Raw genomic sequence first — 25,676 nt, 5'->3', positions numbered from 1 at the left:
CCCTGCTCGGCCCAACATGCCTCACTTACAGATCGGCAAGTCTCGCGGCGGCTGGTCCGGCAGGGATTGCCGCCAGCTGTTGATCACCGGCTGAAGGGTTCGCTTCGGCCAGAACTTCGGCGCGCCGATGGCGCTGAGGCACGCTGCGTTCCAATAAAGCCCGGCGCGTGACAAAGAGCTGCCGGTCCTGACCGCATTGGCGACGGCGTCGATGTCGCGGCCTTCGGGGTAGATGTAAAGGCTGGTCGGGTTGCCATCCACAAGCTCGATGATGTCGTCAGAGACGGCGGGCGACCATGTGGTGCAGCCATTGCTGCGGCCCCCGGTGTAATTCACCAGATTGCCGTAAGGGACATAGCCCTCTTTGTCGGCGTTCGGGCTGCTTGGGTTTTTGAACCGGCACTGCCATTTCAGAAAGACTGCGGGATGTCCGCCGATGGCCCGCTCTCTGGCGTTTTCAGTGTCGCCCTCACCGTCAAACAGCAGGAAGGTGCGGTAGAACGGCGTCCGCTGGCCGGACTGGCTGTAGTAGCCCTTGAACGACGTCCGCGTTTCCGCCGTCGTGTAAGCGCCGCCCATGGTCAGCTTCGAGCCCTCAGCATTGCTGAAATTCTTTGCGCATTGCCGCCCGTTCGAGAAATCCGCGCGTTGCAGTTTCCGTCCGTTGCCATAGCCGGAAGACACCGCGCGAAACGATCTGTCGGCCTCGCAGATAACGTAGAACCGGGCGCCGGGCGCGCCATTTGGTGCGGTGCTCGGGCGGGTTGCGTCCATCGCCAGATAGCAGGGGTTGCTGACCTTGCCGGTCTGGCGGTTTTTCACATAGAGCGCGCGCGCCCGCTCCAGAACCACCGGCGCGATCTGACCTTCGCCGGTGCCCACATGCGCTTGCAGCCAAGCAGGAATGTCCGACGCCGGAGAGGCCGCCTGCCCTGCAAGGGGGGCCGACAGCGCGATCAAGAGCAAGCCAGCAAAGGCGCGATGGAGAGAATTGAGCAACAACGGGTAAACCTCCTACCAGACGACGCTCGTCACACTCACTACAGCGCCTGCCCGCTCCGGTTGCAAGAGCTTCTATGCTTTCTCGGCCTCGGGTTCGGCTTTGGCTTCGGGGTTGGTGTAGCCGCTGGGGTCAAATTCCTCGAGGTCATAGCCGTCATCGTCCTCGGCGATCCCGGTCACATAGGTCGTGCCGGTGTCTTCGTCGTAGACGAGCCCATAGCTGGCGCGCCCCTCCGACTTGAATCGCAGGTATTCGTGCACGCCCGCATAGATGAAGGCGACGATGAAGGGCGACAAGATGATGGCGGCGAGATACTGAGCTTCGATGGCGGTGGCTCCTTTGCGGTCCAAGCGGCAACTGATTTGTCGGGGCCGGCCCGTCGCGGCGTCGGTCTTCCGGCCATCCTAACATTCATGGCGGGGGGCATTTCAAGCACCCGTCTGAGACACACTCTTCGGCATGTCTCGGGCACTGCATCGCCAGTTCCGCGCAGCTTGTTCCGCAGCGTCAGTTCCCCGCCGCGAGGGGCGACGGTTATTGGGGGTTGGTCGAGTTCTCGGTTTGTGCTAACAGAGGGCTCCCGCCGGTTCTGCCCGGTGGATACCCAAACATTCTGCAGCCGCCAGTGGACGACACATATCGCCCAACTGGTGCAGCCTTGTCTTGGCAAAGACGTGTCTGGGCAACAAAAGAGGGAGAACTTTCACATGGGTATTTTCAGTAAAGAGCAATCGAGCGTCATCGAGCAGCTTCTGCAGCGCGGCATGTCCGACTTCGACATCGCCCAGCGGATCTGCCCCGCCGATGAAGATCCAGAGCTTCTGCTTGAAGCCGTTTCCATTCACCGCGAACGGCACGACCAGGCAGCGACCGCCTAACGGCGCGATACATCCTGAAGGTGGGCCGGGGCATTGCCCCGGCCTTTTGCATTTTGACGGATCTCAGGCAGACAGCGCCCTCATCTCGGCGATCAGGTCCGATTTCCCCTCAAACCCGATGCCCGGCAGCTCGGGCATGGTGATGTGCCCCTGCTCGACCTGCACCCCATCAGGGAACCCGCCATAGGGCTGAAACAGGTCCGGATAGCTTTCGTTGCCGCCCAGCCCCAGACCGGCGGCGATATTGAGCGACATCTGATGCCCGCCGTGGGGAATACAGCGCGAGGGGGACCAGCCAAGCTGTTCGAGCACCTCGAGCGTGCGCAGATATTCCACCAGCCCATAGGAGAGGGCGCAGTCGAACTGCAGCCAGTCGCGATCGGGCCTCATGCCGCCGTAGCGCAGCAGATTGCGCGCATCCTGATGGGAAAACAGGTTCTCTCCCGTGGCCATCGGACCGGGATAAAACTCGGCCATCGCCGCCTGAAGCTGATAGTCGAGCGGATCGCCGATCTCTTCGTACCAGAACAGCGGATACTGCCGGAGCATTTTGGCATAGGCGATCGCGGTCTCCAGATCGAAGCGGCCATTGGCATCCACCGCAAGCTGCGCCTCGCTGCCGATCTCCGACAGCACCGCCTCGATCCGGCGCTGGTCTTCCGCAAGTGAGGCACCGCCGATCTTCATCTTGACCACAGTGTAGCCCCGGTCGAGATAGCCCCGCATTTCTTTGCGCAGCGCGCTGTCGTCCTTGCCGGGGTAGTAGTAGCCCCCGGCAGCGTAGACAAAGACCCTTGGATTGGCTTCCACGCCCTTACGCTCAGCCAGCAGGCGAAACAGGGGTTTCTGCGCGATCTTCGCAATCGCATCCCAGACCGCCATGTCGATGGTTCCAACCGCGACCGACCGTTCGCCATGGCCGCCGGGTTTCTCGTTCTGCATCATCGCAGCCCAGATCCGGTGGCCGTCGAGATTGCTGCCCTCGTCGTTCAGCAGCGTGTCCGGAGCCGCCTCGAGAATGCGGTCGCGAAAGCGCTCGCGGATCAGACCGCCCTGCCCGTAACGCCCGTTCGAGTTGAAGCCGTAGCCCACCACCGGCTCCCCATCGACGATGACATCCGTCACGACGGCCACAAGGCTCGCGGTCATCTTGCTGAAGTCGATGTAGGCGTTCCGGATCGGCGAGGCGATCGGCTTGGTGACTTCGCGGATATCGACGATGCGCATGGGCGGGCTCCCTTTCAGTGTGAACTGCGCCGGACGTTAGGCGCGCCAAGTGAGAGAGTTCCAATGCCGTTTCAGAGTATATTCATGCCCAATTGGCATAAATTACGCGGCATCGGCGCAGGTAAGCGTACTCCAGAACGCCTCGCAATGCGGCGAGAGCCGGGAGCGGGAGCGATAGATCACGATCTGCAGCGGCACTTCGAACTCCGCTGCCCCGGCCCGCACCAAAGCGCCCTTTGCGACCTCTGCCTCCGCCAATGAGGACGGCAGGAACGCGACCCCCTGCCCCGCTTTGGCCATCTCAAGATTGGTGGAGGCCAGCACCGAACTCATCGCCGATTTCAGCCGTGGCCGACCATGCTGCGCCCAATGGGTTTCTAGGATCCGGTGAAGCCCCGACGCGGGCCCATAGGACAGAAGCGGCAGGTCCTCCGCCCCGGCCCCGAGCGTCCAGAGCGGGGCACCCGTCTCCCCCGGCGCGCAGAACGGCACAAGCCGGTCGCAGCCCACCGGATGATGCGCAAACTGCTTTTCGGGAAGCGCCAGACCTTCGCCAGACCCCTTGTGACATATGAAGAATGTCGCATCGCCGCTTTCCATCAGGCGCACACACTGCCGGAAGGTATCGGACACCAAGTTGAGCGTGCCGACCTGCCCCGGACCTGCGACGGACATCAGCCAGCGCGGCACGAATGTGTAGGACAGCGCATGTGTCGCGGCGAGGTTCAGCGACCGCTGCGCGAGCCCTGCTGCCTCTTTCGCCTCGGCGCGCGCGTCCCAGAGCGCCCGGACGATCGCCTCTGCGCGCGGCTGGAACACCTTGCCAGCGGCGGTGAGGGACACTTGGCGGGTGGTGCGCGAAATCAGCGGCGTTTCGACCGCCTCTTCCAACGCCCGGATGCGGCGGCTGAACGCGGGCTGGGTCATGTTCCTCTTCTCGGCCGCGCGAGAGAAATTCAACTCGCGCGCCAGTTCCAGAAAATCCTCGAGCAGGCCAAGGTCCATATGCCGCACACGCCTCCGATCTATGCCCAATACGTATGTAATAGCAGGCTGAAGCCGAACCGGGGAGCTTTAGTTCGTGCCGCCCAGTTCCTCGGGCGTCAGTTGGAACGGCGCGCTCAGGTTCTCGGATTGAAGGCGCTGCGCCAGCATGTCGACGAAGATGCTGACCTTGGCTGTCAGATTATGGCGCTTGGGATAGATCGCCGCGATGTTGGCGGTCTGGAAGTAGCTTGGCAAAACGACCCGCAGATGACCATCGCGCACATGCCGCGAGATGTCCCACTCCGAGCGCAGCATGATGCCCTTACCGCCGAGCATCCATTCGCGCGCCATCTCGCCATCGTTGGTGCTCAGCCGCCCGTTCACCCGCGCCGAGGCGGTCTCTCCGGCCACATCGTCGAACCTCCAGATATCGTAGATGTCGTGTTCCTGCCGCAGCACGATGCAATCGTGACGGATGAGATCCTCCAGTGAATTCGGGGACCCGTGCTTTTCCAGATAGGACGTCGAGGCGCACATGAAGCGGCGGTTCCGCTGCAGCAGGCGCTGGATCAGGTTGCTGCTCGGCGAATTGCCGAAACGAATGTTCAGATCGAACCCCTGCTCGACGATGTTCAGCGGGGCGTCGGTGACCACCAGTTGCACCTCCACCTCGGGATAAAGCTCTGAAAACTCGGCCACCGTGGGCGCGATATAGGTCCGGCTGAAGCCGAAGGTGGCGTTGATCCGCAAGAGCCCGCTCGGGCGTTCGAGCCCGACCCGCAGGCTGTTTTCAAGCTCTTCGATTTCGCCCAGCAGACCGACCGCCTTGCTGAAATAAAGCTCGCCCTCCCCGGTCAGGCTGACCCGGCGGGTGGTGCGGTTCATCAGCCGCACGCCCAGCTTCTCCTCGAGCCGGGCGAGACGCCGACTGACCGCAGAGGCCGTAACCCCCATCTCGCGCGCGGTTTCGACAAAGCTTTCGTGCCGCGCCAACAGCACGAAAAACCCCAGATCGCCCTCGCCCATTACTTACCTCAGCGCAATAATGAAGTTCATTTTCTGAAATTAATTAATTTCATGAAGCAGTCTAGGCTCCTGTTTGCCCACATTGAGGAGTGAGGGGCACCGACCTGTCGGCAGAGCCCGCAGGTCCAAGGGGGAGAGGGCGCGCGCGGACGGCCAGCAGGGCCTCGGCGCCGCCCGCTTGCCCGCTCGGCCGTGTCCAGCGCGGCGTCTTAGGAGGAGGACACCATGAAGAAAACTCTCGCAACCCTGCTTGTCTCGGTCTTGGCGATGACCGGGCCTGTGGCTGCACAATCGGCCGAAGATTTTCCATCAAAGCCGATGACTTACATCATTCCGTTCAACGCGGGCGGTGAAAGCGACATCTCGGCGCGGTTCCAGCAAGCCGAATGGGAGAAGGTCACCGGCCAGAAGGTGGTGATCCAGTACCAGCCCGGCGCAGGGGGAGCGCAGGCATGGTCGCAGCTGAACTCGCTGCCCGGCGACGGCTACACCATCATGGGGATCAACCTGCCCCATACGATCCTGCAGCCGCTGGCCGGGTCGGTGGGCTATGCCACAGAGGACCTCGTTCCGGTGCATTACTTCCACTACACGCCCAACGCGATCTTCGTGAAGAAGGACAGCGAGTTCGAGGATCTGGCTCAGTTGATCGACTACGCCAAAGAGAATCCGGGCATGGTGACCTTCGCGGGGTCGGGCTCTAACTCCGCCAACAACATCGCGGCGGTGCAGCTGAACGAGCTGGCCGGGGTGACCACCACCTATGTGCCCTTCTCGGGCACCGGCCCATCGATCACCGCGATCCTTGGCGGCCAGACCACCGCGGGCTTCAACTACGCGACCTCTGGCGTGAACCAGGGCGATGAGATGCGCATGCTGGCGGTGGCCGCCGACGAGCGGATGCCCGCCTTCCCCGACGTGCCGACCTTCAAGGAGCTTGGCTATGACATTGTCGGCGGCGCCTATCGCGGCGTGGCGGTGCCCAATTCCACGCCCGAAGACCTGCGCCAGCGCATTTCCGACATCGTGTCCGAGATCAACGCCCAGCCCGAGTTCGTCGAAAAGATGGAAAGCGGCGGCTTCGTGCTGACCGACATTCCCTATGGCGAGATGGACGCTTTCGTCGCCGAGCGTGTCGACGAGTTCACGGAGAGCGCCAAGGCCCTCGGCATCATCAACTGATCGCCTGAAATGGACATTCTCGGCTACCTTTTGGCTGCGCTGACGCCGTTCAACCTGATGCTTGCCCTTGCGGGGGTGATCCTTGGGACCGTCATTGGCGCATTGCCCGGACTTTCGGCGACCATGGCGGTGGCCGTGCTTGTCCCTTTCACCTTCACAATGGATCCCGCCGCGGGCCTCATCGCCCTCGGCGCGATCTACACCGGCGCGATCTATGGCGGTGCCTATGCCGCCATTCTGGTCAACACGCCCGGCACGCCTTCGGCCATCGCCACCACCTTCGATGGCTTTCCGATGGCGAAACGTGGCGACGGCGGGCTTGCCGTGTCGCTCGCGACGATTGCCTCGGTGGTGGGCGGCGCGGTGGGCGCGATCGCGCTTCTGCTGCTGGCGCCGCCGCTGGCCAAGGTTGCGCTCGCCTTCGGGCCAACCGAGTATTTCTGGCTCGCCATGTTCGGCCTGACGCTGATCGCCGCGCTGTCGGTGGGCAATACGATCAAGGGGCTGATCGGCGCGTGCATTGGCCTTTTCTTGTCGATGATCGGCGTCGCAGTCGTTGGGGGCGACGTGCGCTACACGCTGGGCATGCAACGCTTTCTGGCCGGGATCGATCTGACCTCGGCGATCATCGGGCTCTACTGTATTCCGGTGATCCTCGATCTCGTGGCGACGCCCGACCCGCATCTGAAACCTTCGGACACCGGCGGGCTCCGGATCGGCGAGGGCCTGCGCTTCGCGATGACGCGGAAATTCAACGTCCTGCGCTCTTCGGTCATCGGGACCGTCATCGGCATCCTGCCCGGCGCGGGCGGCTCGATTGCCGGACTGGTGTCCTATTCCGAGGCCCGCCGGTCGTCGGACCAGCCCGAGAGCTTCGGCAAGGGCAATCCCGACGGGGTCATCGCCACCGAGGCCGCCAATAACGCCACCGTCGGCGGGGGCTTCATCCCGACGCTGGTGCTCGGCATCCCCGGAACGCCGCCCGACGCGATCATCCTCGGCGCGCTGCTGGTGCAGGGGATCAAGATCGGGCCGACGCTGTTCACCACCGATGGCAACATTGTCTACACATTCATCTGGGGCCTGCTGATCGCGACCATCCTGATGCTGCCGGTGGGCCTGCTGATCGGGCGCTATGCGTACAACTCGATCATCCGCGTGCCCAAGGCGGTGCTTGCGCCGACCGTGGCGCTGCTGACCATCATCGGGTCTTTCGCGATCCACTCGAACGTCGAGGACGCGCAGCTCATGGTGGTGCTGGGTCTGATCGCTTGGGTGCTGAACCGCTTTGGATTTCAGCCCTCGCCCATCGTTCTGGGTCTGGTGCTCGGGTCGATCGCCGAGCAGGGGTTTGTGCAGACGTGGCTGATCGGCAATGCCTCGAACCGGCTGCCCGAGATGTTCTTCAACCGGCCAATCAGCATCGGCATCATCCTTGCGGCGCTGCTCACGCTGCTGTTCCCCTTCTGGGTCGAATGGAAGGCGCGGCGGCGCAGCCAACTCGAGCAGACCGCGCTGCCGCAGGCCGATGAGGGCACCGCGCTTCCTGCCGAGATCAAGACCCGCGACTATCCGGGCATGGGGCTGGCGCTGCTGTTCATCCTGTGCGGGATCGCGATCTATTCCGCCGCCACCGGCATGTCCGATCTTGGCGCGGTGTTCCCCAAGACCATCGCCGCCGCGCTGATCCTCTTTTCCGCGGTGCTGATCGTGCAAAACCTGCGGCGCCCGACCGGCCCAAGGCTTGGCGCGCTGCGGATGGAGGACGGCGCCGGACGGCGGATCGCGCTTGGGATCACCATGCTGGCTTGGGTCTTTGCGATGCCGCACATCGGCTTTCTGGTGACCAGCCTGATCGCCTTTGCCGTCGTCATGCTGATCGCCGACTACGACCGTCCCCCGCTCCGCACGTGGGCGATCTGGGGCCTGTCGGGCGCGCTCATCTGCAGCGGCTTCTGGTGGCTCATGGCGAATGTTCTGCTGCTGCGCATGCCCGCCGGCCTGCTTTTCTGAAACGGAGACCCCTATGACCATGACAACTCACAAGATCGCCGCCATTGGCGGCGACGGGATCGGTGTGGAAGTCGTCGAGGCCTGCCTTGAGGTTCTGGACGCTCTGGCCGAGCGTGACGGCGGCTTTCGCTTTGAGGTCGAGAGCTTCGACTGGGGCACCGACCGCTACAAGCGGACCGGCGCCTTCATGCCCGAGGATGGCGCCGACCAGTTGCGCGCCTTCGATGCCATCCTCTTTGGCGCGGTGGGCGCGCCGGATGTGCCCGACCATCTGACGCTTTGGGGTCTGCGTCTCGCGATCTGCCAGCCGCTGGACCAATACGCCAATGTCCGCCCGACCCGCGTGCTGCCCGGCATCCGCTCCCCGCTACGCCATGTGAACGATGGCGAGCTGGACTGGGTCATCGTGCGCGAAAACTCCGAAGGAGAATACGCCGGTCAGGGTGGCCGCTCGCATCCCGGTCTGCCGATCGAGGTGGCCACGGATGTGTCGATCTTCACCCGCGCGGGGGTCGAGCGGATCATGCGTTTTGCCTTCGGGCTGGCGCGATCCCGGCCCCGCAAGCTGCTTACCGTGGTGACCAAGTCGAACGCGCAGCGCCACGGCATGGTTCTGTGGGACGAGATCGCCGCAGAGGTCGCGCGCGACTTCCCGGATGTCACATGGGACAAGATGCTGGTGGATGCGATGACCGTGCGCATGACGATGAACCCGGCCTCCATCGACACCATCGTGGCGAGCAACCTGCACGCCGACATCCTGTCCGATCTCGCCGCCGCCCTCTCCGGCTCTATTGGCGTCGCGCCGACGGCCAACCTCAACCCCGAGCGCGAGACACCGTCGATGTTCGAGCCGATCCACGGCTCGGCCTTCGACATCACCGGCAAGGGCATCGCCAACCCGATTGCCACCTTCTGGACTGCCGCGATGATGCTGGAGCACCTCGGAGAGCAGGCTGCGGCGGATCACCTGATGCAAGCGGTCGAGGCTGCCACCGGCAACCCGGCACTGCACACCCCCGATCTTGGCGGCGCGGCGACCACGCGCATGGTCACCGATGCGGTGATCGCCACATTGCGCGGCCGCAATTCCTGAAAGGACAGACTATGGCTCCCAATCATCTCAAGATCGCCGTCATCCCGGGGGATGGGATCGGCAAGGAAGTGGTTCCCGAAGGGCTGCGCGCCTTGGAGGCGGTGGCGCGGAAACACAGCATCGACCTGCGGTTCGATGAGTTCGATTTCGCCTCCTGCGACCATTATCTCAAGCACGGGCAAATGATGCCGGACGATTGGAAAGCGCAGGTCGAGGGGCACGACGCGCTGTTCTTCGGCGCGGTCGGCTGGCCAGAGACGGTGCCCGATCACATCTCGCTCTGGGGCTCGCTGATCCAGTTCCGGCGGCAGTTCGACCAGTATATCAGCCTGCGTCCGGCGCGGCTGATGCCGGGGGTGCCCTGTCCGCTTGCCGGTCGCAAGCCCGGCGACATCGACATGTGGATCGTCCGCGAGAACACCGAAGGGGAATATTCCTCGGTCGGCGGCAAGATGTTCCCGGACACCGAGCGCGAGATCGTCATGCAAGAAACCGTGATGACCCGCGTCGGCGTCAACCGGGTGCTGAAATACGCCTTCGAGCTGGCGCAGAAACGCCCCCGCAAACGGCTGACCTCGGCCACCAAGTCGAACGGAATTTCGGTGACCATGCCCTATTGGGATGAGCGTGTCGCGGAGATGGCGCAAGCCTATCCCGATGTCGCTTGGGACAAATACCACATCGACATCCTCACCGCGCATTTCGTGCTCAACCCGGACAAGTTCGACGTGGTCGTCGCGTCGAACCTCTTTGGCGACATCCTTTCTGACCTTGGCCCGGCCTGCACCGGAACGATCGGCATAGCGCCCTCCGGCAATATCAACCCCGACGGGCTGTTCCCCTCGCTGTTCGAGCCGGTGCATGGATCCGCCCCGGATATCGCGGGACAGGGCATCGCCAACCCGATCGGGCAGATCTGGGCCGGGGCGATGATGCTGGATCACCTTGGCCACGGCGATGCAGCCGCCGACATGGTCACCGCCATCGAACAGGTCCTGTCGGAAGAGGCCCTGCGCACCCGCGATCTCGGCGGCACGGCCAGCACCGAGGCCTGCGGCAAGGCCATCGCCGACGCGCTCGCGTAACCTCTGGGCGGTCATCGACGGGTGCCGCGGTGCCGCCCTATCGGTAGGTCAAACCATGACCGACGCCAGAGGGGTGACCGGGCTAAAGGGCACCCATGCCAAAGCCCGCCCTCAGCGTCTGATGCGATCAGTGCTTTATCCGCATCGCCGCGATCTGCGCCGAGGTGGGCCGGTTGGCCCGCCGGATCAGCAAAAGCAGCAGTCCGAACACCACGAGAAGCAGCCCGATGCCCATCAGCCCGTACCAAAGGTCGAAGAAAGAGAGCGCGATCAGCATGGCCAGCAGCACCACAAAGATCGACACGAAAAAGATATCCGCCAGTTTCATTTTCTTGCATTCAGTTAGATAGTTACGCCTTCCGCCCGCGCGGACACCTGCCCGGCGCTCCGACCGGCGCGAGGCCCCACCGGTAGTGCAGAACCACGGCAACCGCGAGCCTCGGCGTCGGCATCAGCGCAAGACCGCCGATCACCCGGTGCTGAGCCATGGGATGGCTCGGGCGCATGCCTAAGTGAGCTGAAAAGCCCCCCGCCGCCTCAGATCAGGATACGCCTGCGCCCCTCATCCATCTCGTCGGCGGCATGGGCGCGGATCATCTCGGAGGCGACGCGGATATCCTCGGCGATGGCATGGGCCGCCGCTGCGCCGTCATGGGCCAGCAGCGCTTGGCAGAGTTGGCGGTGGTGTTCGCGCGAATGGTGCGTGCGCGACCGGGTCAGGCCCTCTTCCGCCGGCACGCCCGCTCTCACCCCGATGTCGTAATTGATGATCGGACCGGCCTTGAGCCAGAGCATACGGATCACCTGTATCAGCGCCTCAGACCCGGACGCCCGGTAGAGCGCGAAATGCAGGTCCTTGTTGGCCGCCACCGCCTCGGCGCTGCCATAGGATCTGTCGAGAACCCGTTCAAACTGCTCGGCAAGGCGCAGGATCCCGGCGATCTCTGCCTCACTTGCGGCAAGCGCCGCACGGCGCGCGGCCTGGCCTTCATTGAGCATCCGGACCTCGGTCAGATCGGCGAACTCCGCTGCGGTCATCAGCGGCACCTGCACCGCCCGTTTTGGCGAGACATTCAGCGCCCCGCTGGCCGCGAGACGACTCACCGCTTCGCGCACGGGCATCATGGAAACGTCCAGCCGTTCGGCGAGATCGCGCAGCGACAGCCTGTCCCGAGGCTTGAGCGCGCCCGACAAAAGCATCTCGCAGAGCGCCTCATGCACCTGATCCGAAAGGGTTTCCCGACGCGCGGGCTGAAGCTGTTCGAGGCCGTCGTTCATCTATCTCATAACTCCAGTTGACCGCGGAAGCCCGCTCTGTAACTGTGATCTCAGATCACAGATGGAGGAGCAAGGCTCTCCCATGGGTAAGACGGCCACGGAGGAACATCGGCCGCCGGACCCCAAGAGGCAGGGCCCGAGGTGATCTTAGCAAATTGGTCTCAGGGAGGAGTACCATGACGAACCATCTCACGAGCCGCAGGGGATTCCTGCGGACGGGAGCGGCTGGCCTGACGCTTGCCGTCGCCGCCCCCGCCTATCTTCGGGCGCAGGGCGCGCCGCTGAAAATCGGCCACCTAACCCCCACCACCGGCTTTCTCGGCCCACTCGGCGAATACGCGCAGATGGGCATCAAGCTGGCGGTCGAGCACATCAACGCCAACGGCGGCGCCGGAGGGCGGCAGGTCGAGCTGATCATGGAGGACAGCGTCAACCCGCAGACCGCCTCGACCAAGGCCGAGCGCATGTTCGAGCGCGACGGCGTCGACATGATCATCGGCGAGATCTCCTCGGCCTCCTGCCTGACGATCAGTCAGGTCGCGGCGCGCTACAAGAAATGCTTCGTCAACACCGGCGGCAACTCGGACAGCCTGCGCGGTCAGGACTGCAACCGCTACATGTTCCACGTCGAGACGCAGAACTCGATGTATGTGAACGCCGAAGGCCAGTATTTCGCGGGCGAGGGCATGGTGGGTGGCAAGAACTGGTACACGCTGAGCGCCGATTACGCCTTTGGCCATGACCTTCTGTCGGCGGCCAAGGCTTTTCTCGAGACCAATGGCGGCAACCTTGTCGGCGACGATCTGGTGCCGACCGACGCCACCGATTTCTCGTCCTACCTGCTGAAGATCCGTCAGGCCGAGCCGGACGTGGTGGCGCTCAACCTCGCGGGCACGCAGATCACCAACTTCTTCAAGCAATACGGTGAGTTCGGCCTCGACTTCACGCTCGGCGGCTTCGGCTTCGACACGGTTTCGGCTTGGGCGGCGGGGGCGCAGAACTTCCGCGGCACTTGGCCGAACGTGTGGAACCATCTGGTGCAGAACGACGCCAGCCAAGCCTTCGTGCAGGCGTTCAGCGATGCCTATGGCAAGCCGCCCGAGAACCAGGCCTGGGGGGATTACAACGCCGGTCTGATCATGGCCAAAGCGGTGGCCGAGGCGGGCGACGCTTCGGGAGACGCGCTGGTCGGCTATCTTGAGAGCGAGGAGGCCAAGTTCGACCTGATGAAGAGCCGTCCGGGCTATTTCCGTCCCTCGGACCACCAGCTCATTCAGGAGATCTATGCGATCACCGCGCTGCCCGCCGACGAGGCGCAGAACGAGTGGGACATCTTCACCACCTCCGATCCGGTTCCGGGCGCAGACCAGCCGCTCGAGTCGCTGGCCACCGCCGTCACTGGCGGCACCTGCTCGATGTGATGGGCCGGTAAAGCAGCCGGGGCAGCGGGCCAGAGGGCCCCTGCCCCACCCCCCCGATATCCAAAGAAAATACCCAAGGAAGGAGAGCGCCGCGATGCTGGGGCTATTCATCGCGCAGGTGCTGAACGGCCTGCTGGACGGCACCTATTACCTGCTGATCGCGCTGGGACTGTCGCTGATCTTCTCGCTTGGCGGGATCATCAACCTCGCGCATGGCGCCTTCTTCGCCATCGGCGCCTATCTCGCCATCCTGATCACGCCCTATGTGGGTTATTTCGGCGCGCTGATCCTCGTGCCGCTGATCGTGGCGGGGCTGGGCATGGCGACCGAGCGCACGCTCTTCACCCGCTTCTACCGGGTCGATCCGCTCTATTCGCTGCTGCTGACCTTCGGGCTTGCCATGGTGATCGAGCAGGGGCTGCGCTGGATTTTCGGCGCCTCGCCGCAGAACTACAACATGCCCGAGCTGCTGCGCGGGCAGGTGTTCTTGGGTGATTTCATCTACTCGCGCTACCGCATCTTCCTGATCGCCGTTGCGGTGCTCGCCGTCGGTGCGCTGTGGCTGCTGCTCAACAAGACCGCCTTCGGGCGCATCGTCCGCGCCGGGGTGCAGAACCCCGAGATCGTCGGCTCCCTCGGCATTTCACTGCGGCCCTATCTGTCGGTGGTCGCGGGCATCGGCATCGGCCTCGCCGGGCTGGCGGGCGTGTTGCTCTCGCCGATCTATACCATCCACCCGGCGATGGGCGCCGAGGTCATCACGCTGGCCTTCGTGGTGGTGGTGATCGGCGGGCTCGGCTCGTTCTGGGGCGTCATCATCGCCGCTGTCCTCGTCGGGCTGACCAAGGGCGTGCTCGTGGCCATCGGCCTGTCGTCATGGTCCACCGCCGCCATCTACCTGTTGATGTTCCTCGTGCTTCTGGTGCGCCCGCGCGGCCTGCTGGGCGAGCGCATCCTCCGCTTCGAATGAGACGATCCAACGCATGACCCGCATACATCCGCTTCTTGTCGCGGCAGCCGCGCTGATCGTGCTGCCCTTCCTCATCCTCGCCGCCGGGCTGACCTATACTTCGGCGACCGAGGTGGTGGTCTTCGGCCTCGCTTGCATGGGGCTCAACATCCTTGCCGGGCGCACCGGGCTGATCAGCTTCGGCCATGGCGCGTGGTTCGGCCTTGGCGCCTATCTCGCCGGGCTCTCGGCCCGAGCCATGGGCGCAGAGGGCAGCTTCTTTCTGCCGCTGATCGTCGCCGTGCTTGCCACCGCGCTGATCGCCGCCGTCTTCGGCGCCCTGATCCTGCGCCGCCGGGGGGTCTATTTCTCGCTGATGACGCTGGCGCTCTCGGCGCTCGGGTTCACCATCGCCTTTCGCTGGACCGAGGTGACCGGCGGCGAGAACGGGCTGGGCGGGATCTCCCGCCCGCAGATCTTCGGCCTCAGCTTCGAGATGTCCCAGCCCTATTACTGGCTGGTAGCACTCATCGCCTTTGCGGTGCTGTGCCTGCTGTGGCGGGTCTATAACTCGCCGCTCGGCACGGTGCTGCTGGCGATCCGCGAGAACGAGCAGCGCGCGCGCTTTCTGGGCTACAAGGTCGACCGCTACAAGCTGGCCGCCTTCGTACTCTCGGCGACGATCACCGCGCTGGCCGGGGTGCTGCTGCTCTACAAGAACCGCATGACCTCGGCCGAGCCGATGTCGGTGGTCTTCTCGGGCGAGCTTCTGGCCATGGTGGTGATCGGCGGCATGCGCTCGTTCATGGGTCCGGCGATCGGCGCGCTCTTCTACATCCTCTTCCGCGAGTATCTGTCGATCTATTCCGAGAACTGGCTGTTCTGGTTCGGCCTCGTGTTCATGGGCTTCGTGCTGTTCGCCCGCGACGGGCTGATCGGCATCCCCGGACAGATCCGGCGGCACTTCAATCCGCCCGCCGAGACCGGCGCGGCAATGGCCGGGCGCAAGGCCGAGGTGCATCCGCTGCCCGAGTTCCTGCGCCCCGAGCGCCATGTGGACGGCGCGCTGCTGGAGGCGCGCGGCATCTCCAAGCATTTCGGCGGGCTCAAGGCGGTGGATGAGGTCGACATTTCGGTGCGGGACCGCACGCTGCACGCCCTGATCGGCCCCAATGGCGCAGGCAAGACCACAGCGTTCAACCTGCTGTCGGGCCTATACACCCCCGACAGCGGCGAGGTGACGCTGGGCGGCCAGCCGCTTTCGGGGCGCAAGCCCGAGGAGATCTCCGAAGCCGGGATCGGGCGCAGTTTCCAGATCACCAACCTCTTTCCCTCGCTCACCGTGCAAGAGAACATCCGCCTCGCGGTGCAGGCGGGCGATCCCAGCCGGATGAACCCGGTGATCCGCGCCCGCAACCTTGCGCAGGTCAACGAGCGTACCGCGCAGATCATGCGCTACGCCGGGCTCAGCGGCATGGAAGAGGCCGAGGCCGGATCGCTGTCCTACGGCGGTCAGCGGCTGCTCGATCTGGGTCTGGCGCTTGGCAATCACCCGCGCATCCTGCTGGCCGACGAGCCGCTGGCGGGCCTGTCGGTGGCCGAGCGCGAGCGCATCGGCCTGCTGCTCAAGGCGCTGTCCCGCGACATTCCGGTGCTGCTGGTCGAGCATGACATCGACCGGGTGTTCGAACTGGCCGACCACGTCACGGTGATGAACGAGGGACAGGTGCTGCTCGACGGCACGGTGGACGAGGCGCGCGGCGACGCGCGGGTACAAGAGGTCTATATCGGCTCGGGAACCTCGGCGGTCGCCGCCAAGCCGCGCGTCAGCGCGGTGCAGGACGCCACCATCCTGTCGCTCGACAAGGTCAACGTCAGCTACGGCAAGAGCCACATCCTCAACGACGTCAGCTTCGATCTGCGGCAGGGCGAGATCCTCGCGCTCTTGGGTCGGAACGGCGCGGGCAAATCGACGCTGCTGAAATCGCTGATCGGCATCGCCCCGGTGGGCAGCGGCGAGATCACCCTCGAGGGCAAGACGATCTCGGGGCTGCCCTCCGCCGCCATGGCGCGCGCCGGGATCTCCTATGTGCCGCAGGGGCGCGGCCTCTTTGCTGGCATGTCGGTGAAGGACAACCTCGAGCTTGGGCGCATCCAGCGTCAGACCGGGCATGGGGTGCATTGGGACGAAGAGCGCATCTTCTCTTATTTCCCGCGCCTCAAAGAACGCATCGACACCCCCGCCGACTATCTCTCGGGCGGCGAGCAGCAGATGGCCGCGGTCGCGCGGGCGCTCTCTGGCGACACCCGCGTGCTGCTGCTGGACGAACCCTTCGAGGGGCTCTCACCCGCCGTGGTCGAGCAGCTTTTCGAAACCTTCGACCGGCTGCGGCAGGAGGTTTCGATCATCATCGTCGACCACAACCTCGATCTGGCGCTGACACTCTCTGACCGCACGGTCGCGCTCGAACGGGGTAGCATCATCCACGACGGCCCCTCCGCCGCGCTCGCGCATGACATCGACCTGCGCCGGCAAGTGCTCTGGCTCTGAGAAAGGACCTTCCATGACCCAAAAGGTTGCCATCATCGGGGCCGGGCTGATCGGCCGCTCGTGGAGCGCGCTCTTCGCCCGCGCCGGATATGAGGTGCAGGTCTGGGACGCCGACCCCGGCGTGCTCGAACGCTTCCCCACCGATATCGAGGCGCTCTGCGACACGCTTGTCACCGAGAAGCTGCTCGACGACAAGCCCGGCACGCTGGCCCGCATCCGCACCTGCCCGACGCTGGAAGAGGCGGTGGCGGATGTCGCCTTCGTGCAAGAGAACGGCCCCGAGAAGATCGAGGTGAAGACAGAGCTTTTCGCCCGGCTCGACGCCGCGACCCCGGTTGATGCGGTCATCGCCTCCTCGACCTCGGCCATAGTTGCCTCGCGGTTCACCGAGACGCTCACCCACCGCGCGCGCTGCCTCGTCGGCCATCCGGTCAACCCGCCGCATCTGGTGCCGGTGGTCGAGCTTTGCCCCGCGCCCTGGACCGATCCCGCCGCGATGGAGACGGCCGAGGCGATCTACAGCGCCATCGGTCAGGTGCCGGTGAAGATGGCCCGCGAACGCGACGGGTTCGTGCTCAACCGCCTGCAGGGCGCGCTTCTGGGCGAGGCGCTGCGGCTGATCGGCGAGGGCACGGTGTCGGTCGAGGGGCTGGACGCCACCATCAAACACGGGCTCGGCCTGCGCTGGACATTGATCGGCCCGATCGAGACTATCGACCTCAATGCCCCCGGCGGCATCACCGATTATGCGGCGCGCTACGGCGGCTTCTATGCAAGACTGGCCGCCGAGCCTGCGGGCCCCGAGGTGTTCTCGGTCGAGCAGGCCGAGAAGATCGCCGCAAGCTGGCCGCAGGACCGCAGTCCCGAGAAAATCCGCGAACGGCAGGACCGCCGCGACACGCGCCTCGCCGCGCTGCGCCGCCACCTCGCCGCCGAACAAAGCTGACCCAAGGAGACCCCAATGGCAAAATCCCGCAAGGTGATCATCACCTGCGCCGTAACCGGCGCGATCCATACCCCCTCGATGTCGGAATATCTGCCGGTGAGCGCCTCCGAGATCGCCGATGCCGCCATCGGTGCCGCCGAGGCTGGCGCGGCAGTGGTGCATCTGCACGCCCGCGATCCCGAAGACGGCCGCCCGGACCAGACCCCCGAGGCGTTCAGCCCCTTTCTGAAGGTGATCAAACAGGCCTCGAACGTGGTGGTGAACATCACCACCGGCGGCGCGCCGACCATGAGCATCGAGGAGCGCGTGCGCCCCGCCGCGACGCATCGGCCCGAGATCGCCTCGCTCAACATGGGCTCGATGAACTTTGGCCTCTTTCCAATGCTGCAGCGCTTTCCCGACCTCGAGCACCAATGGGAGCGCGACTACGTCGGCAATAAAAACATCATCTTCAACAACAGCTTCGGGCAGATCGAGCACATTCTGACCACGCTCGGTGCGCTCGGCACCCGCTTCGAGTTCGAGTGCTATGACACCGCCCATCTCTACAACCTCAAGTATTTCCTCGATCAGGGGCTGGTGAAGGCGCCGCTGTTCATCCAGACGGTGTTTGGCCTGATGGGTGGCATCGGCGCGCATCCCGACGACGTCATGCACATGAAGCGCACCGCGGACCGGCTGTTCGGCGATCAGTACCGCTGGTCGGTGCTGGGCGCGGGCAAGAACCAGCTGCCGATCGCCGCCATGTCCGCGGCCATGGGCGGGCATGTGCGGGTGGGTCTCGAGGATTCGCTCTGGGCCGGTCCGGGACAGCTGGCGCGCAGCAATGCCGAGCAGGTGGCCAAGGCGCGACAGATCATCGAAGGGCTCGGGCTGGAGCTTGCCAGCCCCGACGAGGCCCGCGAGATCCTCGACACCAAAGGCGCGGACGCCGTGGGGTTCTGAGCCGCACCCGAACCGGCGCAAGGCTGCTTATGGATCGGGAAAGCGCCCGGGCTCAGTCCCGGCGCACCCGGATCGGCCTTGCGACGGGCTGCGCCGCAAGCCGCGCGGCCATGTCCTGAGGCGCCGCGCGTTTGCGCAGGTAGATCCACAGCATCGCCATGACGCCGATCGAGAAATAGCCATCCACGGCGTAGTGATAGCCGCTCCAGATCGACAGCAGCAGGATTGCGGCGCAAAACAGCGCCGCCGGGAAGGCCAGCAGGGCAGAGCGTTCACCGCAATAGAGCGCGACGACCGTGGCCACCGACACATGCACCGAGGCAAAGGCGGAAATCCCCGTGCCAAAGCTTTCGCGCCCCGCGGCATACATCTCCCACAGGTACTCCTGAAGGGCACCCATGGTGGTGCCGTCAAGCCCCGCATATCGCTGCGTCAGGGTCAGCAGCGCAAAGCGATTGCCGTCATAGAGGCGGTCGTAAAACACCGGCCCCACCGACATTCCCCCCAGCGCCAGCATGTTGCCGATGACGATCCAGCTCGCGCAGTAGAGCGCCAGATAGCGCTTCACGCGAGCCTGATCCTCGTCGCAGGTCACAAGCACGACCGGAAACAACAGCGCCGCGATCAGCCACGGCCCGTGATAGAGCGGGCTGAGGCTCAGCATCATGTCCGGGCCGAACAGCCGGTTGATCACCGCCCAAGGATCCGCCTGCCCATGCAGCCATGCATCGAACCGCGCCAGATAGGGATCGGCGTAATAGGGCACGATCTGCGGCATCGTGGTCTTGAACAGCGTAAAGCCGAAATGCAGCGCCAGCACCGCGGCGTAGACCATGGCGACATTGGCGGCGGCCCTGCCCTTGGCGACGCCCCGCCGGGTCTCGGCATGAAAGGCCCAGACCGAGACCAGCACCGCGATGACCGCCACATACCAGAGCGAGACATCCGGCTCCGAGGTCAGCGTGCCGAGCACATCCGCGAGAACCCCATCGCGGAACAGGACGGCCACCAGAAAAGAGACCAGCGCGTAGCCGATGCAGAAGGTGAAGAAGGCGAGAGAAGGGATCATTTTCTCGCTCCCTTCGACAGTGCATTGGGGTTCGGCATGGCCATCTAAATCAATTTATCGAGACTCTGACATCTAGGGGAGCAAACCCATAAGTGAAGGCGGAGTCCCGCCAATTCGCGATCCGCCCGATCCGCAGGTGGTTCTTTGCCGATCGTCTTGGGCCTCTGGAGGTCCACCGAAACACCGTTTCGCCCGCGCGCAGAGGATCTGCGGCGGCGGCCCGGTCCTGCCGCAATTGTTCAAGAATCTGATGCCGGATGACGCGCCCGAAATGGCATCCGCGCGTCATGCGCTGCCTTGTCTAGCCGATCACGCGGCCCCCGTCGCGATGATCTGGCTCAGCGCAGGCGACAGTCCGACCGAGGGTTTGGCAATCGGCTTGCAGGCCCGGCTGGCAAAGCCCGCGCGCAGCGAGGCTAGCGTGATTGCCTGCGCCGTTGCCGTGGCGATCGGGTCGAGCACGATGGCGGGCACCTCGCCCGCGATTTCCGGTGCCAGCCCCGCCAGCGGTGCCCCGCCGAGGATCACCACGTCGGCGCCATCTTCCAGCGCCGCCGCGCGCGCCAGAGCAACCAGATCCGCGCGCTGCGCGTCGCGCGCTGCCAGCACATCGGCGGCATGTCCCGCAGGCGTGCGCACGCCGGTGAACCGCGCGCCGAGGCCGGTCGCCATGACGCAATCGCTGTACCAGCGGCTCATCACCGGCGAGAAGGTCACGATCGAGAAACGGTCGCCGAGCATGGCCGCCGACAGCACCGAGGCTTCGGCCATGCCGACCACCGGAAGATCGAAGATCTCGCGCGCGCCCGCCAGCCCCGGATCGCCGAAGGCGGCGACGATCACCGCGTCGATCCCCTCCAAATTCTCGGCGATCATCTCAAGCGTGATGCCACCGGCGATCTGCGCTTCGGCCCGCGAGGCGATATAGGGAAATCCCCGCGGCGCGGTGACCGGCACGATCTCGGCCCGGTCGCCAGCCACCTGCCGCGCGATGGCGGCCATGCTGTCGGTCATCGCGACGGTCATATTGGGATTGACGAGAAGCAGACGCATCACGGGGCCTCTTTCTGAAAGATGTCGATGCGCTTCAAAAGCGGCGCGATCTCTGCCGCCAGCGCAAGAAGGGCCGCGTCCCGGCCCGGGGCGGCGATGATCTGCAGGCCCAGCGGCAGGCCCTCGCGATCCCGGCCACAGGGCAGCGAAATCGCCGGGCAGCCGGAGTGGTTGGCCTGCGGGGTGAAGGCGGCGTGATCCCGACCGCCGCAGGCGGCACCAGCGATGGTGGCGGGCGCGCTGTCTTCGGCGGGCCATGCGGCGCAGGGCGTGGTCGGGGTGATCATCACGTCAAAGCGGGTGAGGAAATCGCGCAGGATCTGAGCCATGCGGTGCCCGGCCTGATGCGCCTGCGCCACCGCGCGGCCCGAGAGCCGCAGGCCGCTGTCAATCTGCGCGCCGAGATCGGGGTCAAAGAGCGCAGGATCCTCCTGCCAGCGATCCCCGAAAAGCGCAGCCAGCCCCGCATATTGCAGCGGCATGATGGCCATCCCGTCCAGCCCTGCCCACTCGGGTGCCGCCTCGGTCAGACTGTGACCGGCGCCGCGCAGCGCATCCATCGCGGCGGCGAAGGCCAAATCGACGTCCGGGTCCAGCAGCTGGCCAAGGCCGAAATCCGCAGCGGCCGCGAAGAACCCGCGCAGCGGCTCGGCCTGCGGCACGTCTGCCAACACCGACATGGCAAGCTGGATGTCTTCCATATGGCGCGCGATTGGCGCGATGACCGAGATCCCCCAGACCGGCTCGTCGAAGCCGGGACCGTAAGGCACCAGATCCTGCGTCGGCTTGAAGCCGATCACCCCCACATGCGCAGGCGGACGCCGGCTGGAGCCGCCCGCATCGGTGCCAAGCGCCAGCGGCGCCATCCCTGCCGCCACAGCGGCCACCGAGCCGCCAGAGGAACCACCCGGCGTTCGCGACGGGTCGACAGGGTTGCGGGTGATGCCGTGCAGCGGCGTTTTGGTGGCGCCCTTGCAGGCGAACTCGGAACAGGTGCCGATGCCGAGGATCATCGCCCCCGCCGCGCGCAGCCGGGCCACGGCCCGCGCGTCCTCTGGCGCGATGAAATCGGCAAACAGCCTCGAGCCTTGGGTGATCGGCAGACCCTTCACCCAGATGTTGTCCTTGATGACCACCGGCACCCCGGCGAGCGGCAGATCCTCACCCTTGGCAAGGCGCGCGGCCACGGTTTCGGCCTCGGCCTCAAGGCGGGGGTTCACCAGCGTCAGCGCGTTCAGCTGCGGGTTCATCTCCGCGACACGCGCCCGCGCGGCCTGCGCAACCTCAAGCGGGGTGACGCGCTGCGCGCGCACCTCGGCGGCAAGATCGCAGGCGGAAAGTTCCATCACGCTCATACTTGACCCTCCTGCACCTGCGCCCAGTGCGCAGCAATGTCGCGGCGCGGGGCGATCCACACCCCTTCGCGGGCCGAGATATGCGCCAGCACATCCTCAAGCCCCGCGATCCGGCCAGCGCGGCCGATCAGCCGCAGATGCAGACCGACCGAGAGCATCCGCACCGCCGCGCCGCCTTCGTCATAGAGCCGCTCGAACGCGCCGATCACATAGTCCGAAAAATCGCGCGCCTGTACGAAGCCGCCCCCCGGAGAGAAGCGCATGTCATTGGTATCGAACGCATAAGGCAGGATCACATGGCCGCCGTCCATGCGCGGGATATCGTCGTCATACGCGTCGCTGTCATAGAGGAAATCGCCCCGCGCCTTCAGCAGGGGCCGCGTGTTCAGCGAGGCCGAAGAGCGGGTGTGCCAGCCCACCGGGGCCACACCGCAGGCGCGGGTGATGGCGGCATGGGTGCGCTCGATCACCGCCTCTTCCTCGGTGCGCGCCATATTGGCGTGACGCTCCCACAGCCAGCCGTGGCAGGAGACTTCATGCCCCCGCGCCACCGCGTCCTGCAGCAGCCACGGCGCGCGCTCGGCCACCCGCCCGCAGGCCGAGAAGGTCGCCTTGGCACCCACCTTGTCAAAGGCTTTGGCGATCCGCGCATAGCCCTGCCGCGTGCCATAGGCGAAGTGGCTCTCCATGCAGAGATCCGGCGCGTGCTCGACCTCTTCGCGGATCTCATAGGTGACCTCGTTGCGCGCGTCGCCGTCGCCGATGGAATATTCCGCGCCCTCCTCCACGTTGACCACGAAGGAGACGGCGAGGCGCGCGCCCCCCGGCCAGCAAGGCGCTGGCTCGGCGCCGAAATAGCCCCGGAAGTCGCGGCGGTCGTCCCTGTCAAAACTCATGCGCTTACCCTTGGATCATACGGTTGAGGCCGACGGTGCGCGCGCCAAAGACCAGCACGATGATCGCCAGCAGGATCAGCCCCGAGGACATGGCCGCCAGCGACGGATCGGGCTGTTCCTCGAGGTATTGCAGCATCTTGATCGGCAGCGTCTTGTTGCGCGCGTCGGTGAGGAAGATCGAGATCGGGTAGTTGTCCATCGAAGCAAGGAAGGCGAAGAGCCCCGAGGTCAGATAGGCGGGCGCAAGGCTTGGCACGAGCACCTTGAGGATCGCCTTGGGATAGCTCAGCCCCAGCGTCCGCGCCGCGTCGATCAGCGAGAAGTCGAAGGCCGCCATCGAGGCCAGAAGCGTGCGCATCACGAAGGGCAGCGTGATCACGATATGGCCCAGCAGCAGCGACCAATAGGCGTCGCGCAGGCCGATCTCGCGGAAGAACTGCAGCAGCGCCACGCCCACCACCAGCCCCGGCATCATCAACGGAGAGACGGCGAAAGTGGCGATTGCCTCGCGGCCCCGGAACTGGCCGCGGGTGACCGCGACCGAGGCCAGCGTGCCCAGCACCAGCGAGATCAGCGTGGAAATCAGCGCAAGGTTCAGCGACAGCAGCACCGCGTCCCACAGCCCGCTGCGCTTGCCCAGCGAGGCGTACCAGCGCAGCGACCATTCGGGCGGCGGCAGCGTGTAGACCGGCGAAGAGGTGAAAGAGGCCGCGATGGTGATCACGATGGGCAGCATCAGGAAGGCGACGCAGGCCAGCCCCATGCTCCACGAGAGGGCGCGGAAGATACGGTCTGTCTGGGTCATGTGCGGGCTCCCAGCCTGCGGGCCAGCCAGCTCGACAGCACCACCACCAGCACCGCGATGCCCAACAGCACCGCCGAGATGGTGGAGCCAAGCGGCTCATTGCGGAGATAGAGGAACGAGCGGGCGATGAGCATCGACAGCGTCTGCTGGCGCTCGCCGACGATCAGCGAGGGGATCACATACATCGACACCGCCAGCGAGAAGGTGAAGGCCGAGCCCGCCACCACACCCGGCAGGGTCAGCGGCAGCGTGACGTTGAAGAAGCGAAACATCGGCGTGGCCCCTAGCGAGGCGGCGGCTTCGGGCAGGCGCTGGTCAAGCTGGCGCACCACGGCGTAGATCGGCAGCACCATGAACGGCAGGAACACATTCGCCGCCCCGACAATCAGCGCGGTTTCGGTGAACATCATTCGGATGGGCCGGTCGATCAGGCCGATCCATTGCAGCGCCCCGTTGAGCGCACCATTGGCGCGGAACAGGATCGACCACGCAAAGGCTTTGACCACCACCCCCAGCGACATCGGCAGCACCATGGCCACCAGAAAGACCGTCAGCCATCCGCCCTTGGCGCGGCTCATGGCGAAAGCGGTGGGATAGGCGATGACCAGCGCCAGCAAGGTGGTCAGCCCGGCAATGCGCAGCGTGCGCCAGAGCACGCGCATGTTGTATTCGTCGGCAAAGAAGTCGGCGTATTCGGCGAGTGAAAATCCATCCGGCGTGCGCACCGATTTGGCCAACAGCATGACCAGCGGCAGCGCATAGATCACCGCCAGATACCCAAGCGCGGGGACCGCGAGCAGCGAAAGACGGTCGACGCGGCGGATCATGCGGCGCCTCCATAGACCAGCGTGTCGGCGATCTCCCAGCCAAGCTGAACGGTCTCACCACGGGCCAGACCGCTGCGGATGCCGGGCAGTTCGCACAGGATGCGGTCCCCCTCGGCGGCGCGGCCATGCAGCACGGTCTTGGAGCCCAGTACCATCACGTCCTCCAGCACCACCGACAGGCTGTTTTCGCCCTGCCCCACCGCGATAAGCTCGGGCCGCACGCCGATCTGCGCCGCGCCGCCCACCGGCAGATCGCCGCGGGCGCGCAAGGTTCCGTAGGGCGTGTCGAGCGTCAGCAGCCCGCCCTCGGAGGCGGCGACGGTGCCCATGATGGTCGCCGAAAGCCCGACGAAATCCATGACAAAAGGCGAGGCCGGACGGGCATAGAGCGTCGACGGGTCGGCAAACTGCTCGATCTTCCCGGCGTTCATCACCGCGATCCGGTCCGACACGCCCATCGCCTCTTCCTGATCGTGGGTGACAAAGATGGCGGTGATCCCGCGGTCGCGCAGCAGCGATTTCAGCTCCACCTGCATGGTCTCACGCAGCTTGCGGTCGAGGGCAGAGAACGGCTCGTCGAGCAGCAGCAGATCCGGCCCCACCACCAGCGCCCGCGCCACGGCGACGCGCTGCTGCTGACCACCCGACAGCGCCGAGATCGGGCGGCCCGCAAATCCCTCCATCCGCACGAGGCGCAGCGCCTCGTCGACCGGACCAGCGATCTGCGCCTTGGGGGTGCCGCGCGCCCGCAGCCCGAAGGCGACATTCTCGGCCACGGTCAGATGCGGGAAGAGCGCGTAGTTCTGGAACACCACCGAAACGTTGCGTCTATGCGCGGGAAAGCGGCTGATGTCGCGCCCGCCCAGCACCACCGAGCCCTCGTCGGCCTCCATCAGCCCGGCGATGATGCGCAACAGCGTGGTCTTGCCGCAGCCCGAGGGACCGAGGAGAGAGACAAGCTCTCCCCGGTCCACCCGGAAGTTCATGCCGGACATGACGCTTGTGCCTTTGAAAGATTTCGCAACGCCCCAAACGTCGAGGTAACGGCGATCGCCCGGAGTGGGGTCTTGGGTCATGTCCAACA

At 65.2% G+C, this 25,676-nt stretch carries 24 protein-coding genes; 10 read left to right on the top strand and 14 right to left on the bottom strand.

Features of this window, described 5'->3' with window-relative positions; all coding sequences use genetic code 11:
* Positions 1-21: 21 nt before the first annotated feature.
* On the bottom strand, positions 22-999 hold the full coding sequence (locus G0A00_RS18525; RefSeq protein WP_164183225.1) for a murein L,D-transpeptidase catalytic domain family protein: 978 nt from the start codon (positions 997-999) through the stop codon (positions 22-24).
* Between the two features lie 75 nt (positions 1,000-1,074).
* On the bottom strand, positions 1,075-1,353 hold the full coding sequence (locus G0A00_RS18520) for a hypothetical protein (protein WP_203595437.1): 279 nt from the start codon (positions 1,351-1,353) through the stop codon (positions 1,075-1,077).
* A gap of 357 nt (positions 1,354-1,710) precedes the next feature.
* Here G0A00_RS18520 and G0A00_RS26405 point away from each other — a divergent pair, with 357 nt between their 5' ends.
* Positions 1,711-1,881, top strand: a complete 171-nt coding sequence (locus G0A00_RS26405) for a hypothetical protein (protein ID WP_203595436.1) — start codon at positions 1,711-1,713, stop codon at positions 1,879-1,881.
* A 63-nt stretch (positions 1,882-1,944) separates the two neighbouring features.
* On the opposite strand, the gene G0A00_RS18515 is transcribed toward G0A00_RS26405, so the two are convergent.
* The 3 genes from G0A00_RS18515 to G0A00_RS18505 form a co-directional block, all read right to left on the bottom strand.
* Positions 1,945-3,108, bottom strand: coding sequence for a mandelate racemase/muconate lactonizing enzyme family protein (locus tag G0A00_RS18515; RefSeq protein ID WP_164183227.1), 1,164 nt, complete (start codon positions 3,106-3,108; stop codon positions 1,945-1,947).
* 102 nt (positions 3,109-3,210) lie between these two features.
* Entirely contained in the window at positions 3,211-4,113 is a 903-nt protein-coding gene (locus tag G0A00_RS18510; RefSeq protein WP_164183229.1) for a LysR family transcriptional regulator, read from the bottom strand.
* A 69-nt stretch (positions 4,114-4,182) separates the two neighbouring features.
* Positions 4,183-5,121, bottom strand: coding sequence for a LysR family transcriptional regulator (locus G0A00_RS18505; RefSeq protein WP_164183232.1), 939 nt, complete (start codon positions 5,119-5,121; stop codon positions 4,183-4,185).
* Between the two features lie 225 nt (positions 5,122-5,346).
* Between G0A00_RS18505 and G0A00_RS18500 the strand changes: the two genes are divergently transcribed.
* Genes G0A00_RS18500 through G0A00_RS18485 form a run of 4 tightly spaced genes read left to right on the top strand, consistent with a single transcriptional unit; the run spans position 5,347 to position 10,497 of the window.
* The gene (locus tag G0A00_RS18500; RefSeq protein WP_164183234.1) at positions 5,347-6,303 is read left to right on the top strand and encodes a tripartite tricarboxylate transporter substrate binding protein; all 957 of its coding nucleotides are present in this window, start codon (positions 5,347-5,349) and stop codon (positions 6,301-6,303) included.
* A gap of 9 nt (positions 6,304-6,312) precedes the next feature.
* Positions 6,313-8,316, top strand: coding sequence for a tripartite tricarboxylate transporter permease (locus tag G0A00_RS18495; RefSeq protein WP_164183236.1), 2,004 nt, complete (start codon positions 6,313-6,315; stop codon positions 8,314-8,316).
* A gap of 13 nt (positions 8,317-8,329) precedes the next feature.
* The gene (locus G0A00_RS18490) at positions 8,330-9,412 is read left to right on the top strand and encodes a tartrate dehydrogenase (RefSeq protein WP_203595435.1); all 1,083 of its coding nucleotides are present in this window, start codon (positions 8,330-8,332) and stop codon (positions 9,410-9,412) included.
* A gap of 11 nt (positions 9,413-9,423) precedes the next feature.
* Positions 9,424-10,497, top strand: coding sequence for a tartrate dehydrogenase (locus G0A00_RS18485; RefSeq protein WP_164183238.1), 1,074 nt, complete (start codon positions 9,424-9,426; stop codon positions 10,495-10,497).
* 127 nt (positions 10,498-10,624) lie between these two features.
* Here G0A00_RS18485 and G0A00_RS18480 read toward each other — a convergent pair whose 3' ends face one another.
* Complete coding sequence (locus G0A00_RS18480; protein WP_066111915.1) at positions 10,625-10,825, bottom strand: hypothetical protein; 201 nt, start codon at positions 10,823-10,825, stop codon at positions 10,625-10,627.
* A 209-nt stretch (positions 10,826-11,034) separates the two neighbouring features.
* A complete protein-coding gene (locus G0A00_RS18475; protein ID WP_164183240.1) occupies positions 11,035-11,775 on the bottom strand; it encodes a GntR family transcriptional regulator in 741 nt (246 codons plus the stop codon).
* Between the two features lie 176 nt (positions 11,776-11,951).
* Between G0A00_RS18475 and G0A00_RS18470 the strand changes: the two genes are divergently transcribed.
* The 5 genes from G0A00_RS18470 (at position 11,952) to G0A00_RS18450 (ending at position 18,587) form a co-directional block, all read left to right on the top strand.
* Entirely contained in the window at positions 11,952-13,196 is a 1,245-nt protein-coding gene (locus G0A00_RS18470; protein ID WP_164183242.1) for an ABC transporter substrate-binding protein, read from the top strand.
* A 94-nt stretch (positions 13,197-13,290) separates the two neighbouring features.
* A complete protein-coding gene (locus G0A00_RS18465; RefSeq protein ID WP_066111909.1) occupies positions 13,291-14,166 on the top strand; it encodes a branched-chain amino acid ABC transporter permease in 876 nt (291 codons plus the stop codon).
* Between the two features lie 13 nt (positions 14,167-14,179).
* On the top strand, positions 14,180-16,696 hold the full coding sequence (locus G0A00_RS18460) for a branched-chain amino acid ABC transporter ATP-binding protein/permease (RefSeq protein WP_164183244.1): 2,517 nt from the start codon (positions 14,180-14,182) through the stop codon (positions 16,694-16,696).
* Between the two features lie 13 nt (positions 16,697-16,709).
* Positions 16,710-17,642 (top strand): 3-hydroxyacyl-CoA dehydrogenase, encoded by a 933-nt coding sequence (locus G0A00_RS18455; RefSeq protein ID WP_164183246.1) that lies wholly within the window; start codon positions 16,710-16,712, stop codon positions 17,640-17,642.
* A 15-nt stretch (positions 17,643-17,657) separates the two neighbouring features.
* Positions 17,658-18,587, top strand: a complete 930-nt coding sequence (locus tag G0A00_RS18450) for a 3-keto-5-aminohexanoate cleavage protein (RefSeq protein WP_164183248.1) — start codon at positions 17,658-17,660, stop codon at positions 18,585-18,587.
* Positions 18,588-18,639: 52 nt separating this feature from the next.
* On the opposite strand, the gene G0A00_RS18445 is transcribed toward G0A00_RS18450, so the two are convergent.
* The 7 genes from G0A00_RS18445 to G0A00_RS18415 all read right to left on the bottom strand — a co-directional run bounded on the left by G0A00_RS18445 (position 18,640) and on the right by G0A00_RS18415 (position 25,668).
* On the bottom strand, positions 18,640-19,656 hold the full coding sequence (locus tag G0A00_RS18445) for a phosphatase PAP2 family protein (RefSeq protein ID WP_164183250.1): 1,017 nt from the start codon (positions 19,654-19,656) through the stop codon (positions 18,640-18,642).
* Positions 19,657-19,965: 309 nt separating this feature from the next.
* The gene (locus G0A00_RS18440) at positions 19,966-20,709 is read right to left on the bottom strand and encodes an aspartate/glutamate racemase family protein (protein WP_164183252.1); all 744 of its coding nucleotides are present in this window, start codon (positions 20,707-20,709) and stop codon (positions 19,966-19,968) included.
* Entirely contained in the window at positions 20,709-22,064 is a 1,356-nt protein-coding gene (locus tag G0A00_RS18435; RefSeq protein ID WP_164183254.1) for an amidase, read from the bottom strand. Before G0A00_RS18435 ends, G0A00_RS18440 begins: the two co-directional genes overlap by 1 nt.
* Positions 22,061-22,960 carry a polysaccharide deacetylase family protein gene (locus G0A00_RS18430; protein WP_164183256.1) on the bottom strand — a complete coding sequence of 300 codons (900 nt, stop codon included), beginning with the start codon at positions 22,958-22,960 and terminating at the stop codon, positions 22,061-22,063. Before G0A00_RS18430 ends, G0A00_RS18435 begins: the two co-directional genes overlap by 4 nt.
* Before the next feature lie 4 nt (positions 22,961-22,964).
* Entirely contained in the window at positions 22,965-23,765 is an 801-nt protein-coding gene (locus G0A00_RS18425) for an ABC transporter permease (protein ID WP_164183258.1), read from the bottom strand.
* On the bottom strand, positions 23,762-24,592 hold the full coding sequence (locus tag G0A00_RS18420) for an ABC transporter permease (protein WP_164183260.1): 831 nt from the start codon (positions 24,590-24,592) through the stop codon (positions 23,762-23,764). The genes G0A00_RS18425 and G0A00_RS18420 overlap by 4 nt, the downstream gene beginning before the upstream one ends.
* Complete coding sequence (locus tag G0A00_RS18415; protein ID WP_164183263.1) at positions 24,589-25,668, bottom strand: ABC transporter ATP-binding protein; 1,080 nt, start codon at positions 25,666-25,668, stop codon at positions 24,589-24,591. Before G0A00_RS18415 ends, G0A00_RS18420 begins: the two co-directional genes overlap by 4 nt.
* Positions 25,669-25,676 lie beyond the last annotated feature (8 nt).

The sequence above is a fragment of the Salipiger sp. PrR002 genome, assembly GCF_010500775.1.
In the GTDB taxonomy this organism is placed as follows: Bacteria; Pseudomonadota; Alphaproteobacteria; order Rhodobacterales; family Rhodobacteraceae; genus Salipiger.
This window is presented reverse-complemented; position numbering and strand designations above follow the sequence as displayed.

Excerpts from the sequence above, each read along its gene's own strand:
- G0A00_RS26405 (WP_203595436.1), top strand. The coding sequence starts at position 1,711 with ATGGGTATTTTCAGTAAAGAGCAATCGAGCGTCATCGAGCAGCTTCTG.
- G0A00_RS18515 (WP_164183227.1), bottom strand. The coding sequence starts at position 3,108 with ATGCGCATCGTCGATATCCGCGAAGTCACCAAGCCGATCGCCTCGCCG.
- G0A00_RS18510 (WP_164183229.1), bottom strand. The coding sequence starts at position 4,113 with ATGGACCTTGGCCTGCTCGAGGATTTTCTGGAACTGGCGCGCGAGTTG.
- G0A00_RS18505 (WP_164183232.1), bottom strand. The coding sequence starts at position 5,121 with ATGGGCGAGGGCGATCTGGGGTTTTTCGTGCTGTTGGCGCGGCACGAA.
- G0A00_RS18500 (WP_164183234.1), top strand. The coding sequence starts at position 5,347 with ATGAAGAAAACTCTCGCAACCCTGCTTGTCTCGGTCTTGGCGATGACC.
- G0A00_RS18495 (WP_164183236.1), top strand. The coding sequence starts at position 6,313 with ATGGACATTCTCGGCTACCTTTTGGCTGCGCTGACGCCGTTCAACCTG.
- G0A00_RS18490 (WP_203595435.1), top strand. The coding sequence starts at position 8,330 with ATGACCATGACAACTCACAAGATCGCCGCCATTGGCGGCGACGGGATC.
- G0A00_RS18485 (WP_164183238.1), top strand. The coding sequence starts at position 9,424 with ATGGCTCCCAATCATCTCAAGATCGCCGTCATCCCGGGGGATGGGATC.
- G0A00_RS18480 (WP_066111915.1), bottom strand. The coding sequence starts at position 10,825 with ATGAAACTGGCGGATATCTTTTTCGTGTCGATCTTTGTGGTGCTGCTG.
- G0A00_RS18475 (WP_164183240.1), bottom strand. The coding sequence starts at position 11,775 with ATGAACGACGGCCTCGAACAGCTTCAGCCCGCGCGTCGGGAAACCCTT.
- G0A00_RS18470 (WP_164183242.1), top strand. The coding sequence starts at position 11,952 with ATGACGAACCATCTCACGAGCCGCAGGGGATTCCTGCGGACGGGAGCG.
- G0A00_RS18465 (WP_066111909.1), top strand. The coding sequence starts at position 13,291 with ATGCTGGGGCTATTCATCGCGCAGGTGCTGAACGGCCTGCTGGACGGC.
- G0A00_RS18460 (WP_164183244.1), top strand. The coding sequence starts at position 14,180 with ATGACCCGCATACATCCGCTTCTTGTCGCGGCAGCCGCGCTGATCGTG.
- G0A00_RS18455 (WP_164183246.1), top strand. The coding sequence starts at position 16,710 with ATGACCCAAAAGGTTGCCATCATCGGGGCCGGGCTGATCGGCCGCTCG.
- G0A00_RS18450 (WP_164183248.1), top strand. The coding sequence starts at position 17,658 with ATGGCAAAATCCCGCAAGGTGATCATCACCTGCGCCGTAACCGGCGCG.
- G0A00_RS18445 (WP_164183250.1), bottom strand. The coding sequence starts at position 19,656 with ATGATCCCTTCTCTCGCCTTCTTCACCTTCTGCATCGGCTACGCGCTG.
- G0A00_RS18440 (WP_164183252.1), bottom strand. The coding sequence starts at position 20,709 with ATGCGTCTGCTTCTCGTCAATCCCAATATGACCGTCGCGATGACCGAC.
- G0A00_RS18435 (WP_164183254.1), bottom strand. The coding sequence starts at position 22,064 with ATGAGCGTGATGGAACTTTCCGCCTGCGATCTTGCCGCCGAGGTGCGC.
- G0A00_RS18430 (WP_164183256.1), bottom strand. The coding sequence starts at position 22,960 with ATGAGTTTTGACAGGGACGACCGCCGCGACTTCCGGGGCTATTTCGGC.
- G0A00_RS18425 (WP_164183258.1), bottom strand. The coding sequence starts at position 23,765 with ATGACCCAGACAGACCGTATCTTCCGCGCCCTCTCGTGGAGCATGGGG.
- G0A00_RS18420 (WP_164183260.1), bottom strand. The coding sequence starts at position 24,592 with ATGATCCGCCGCGTCGACCGTCTTTCGCTGCTCGCGGTCCCCGCGCTT.
- G0A00_RS18415 (WP_164183263.1), bottom strand. The coding sequence starts at position 25,668 with ATGACCCAAGACCCCACTCCGGGCGATCGCCGTTACCTCGACGTTTGG.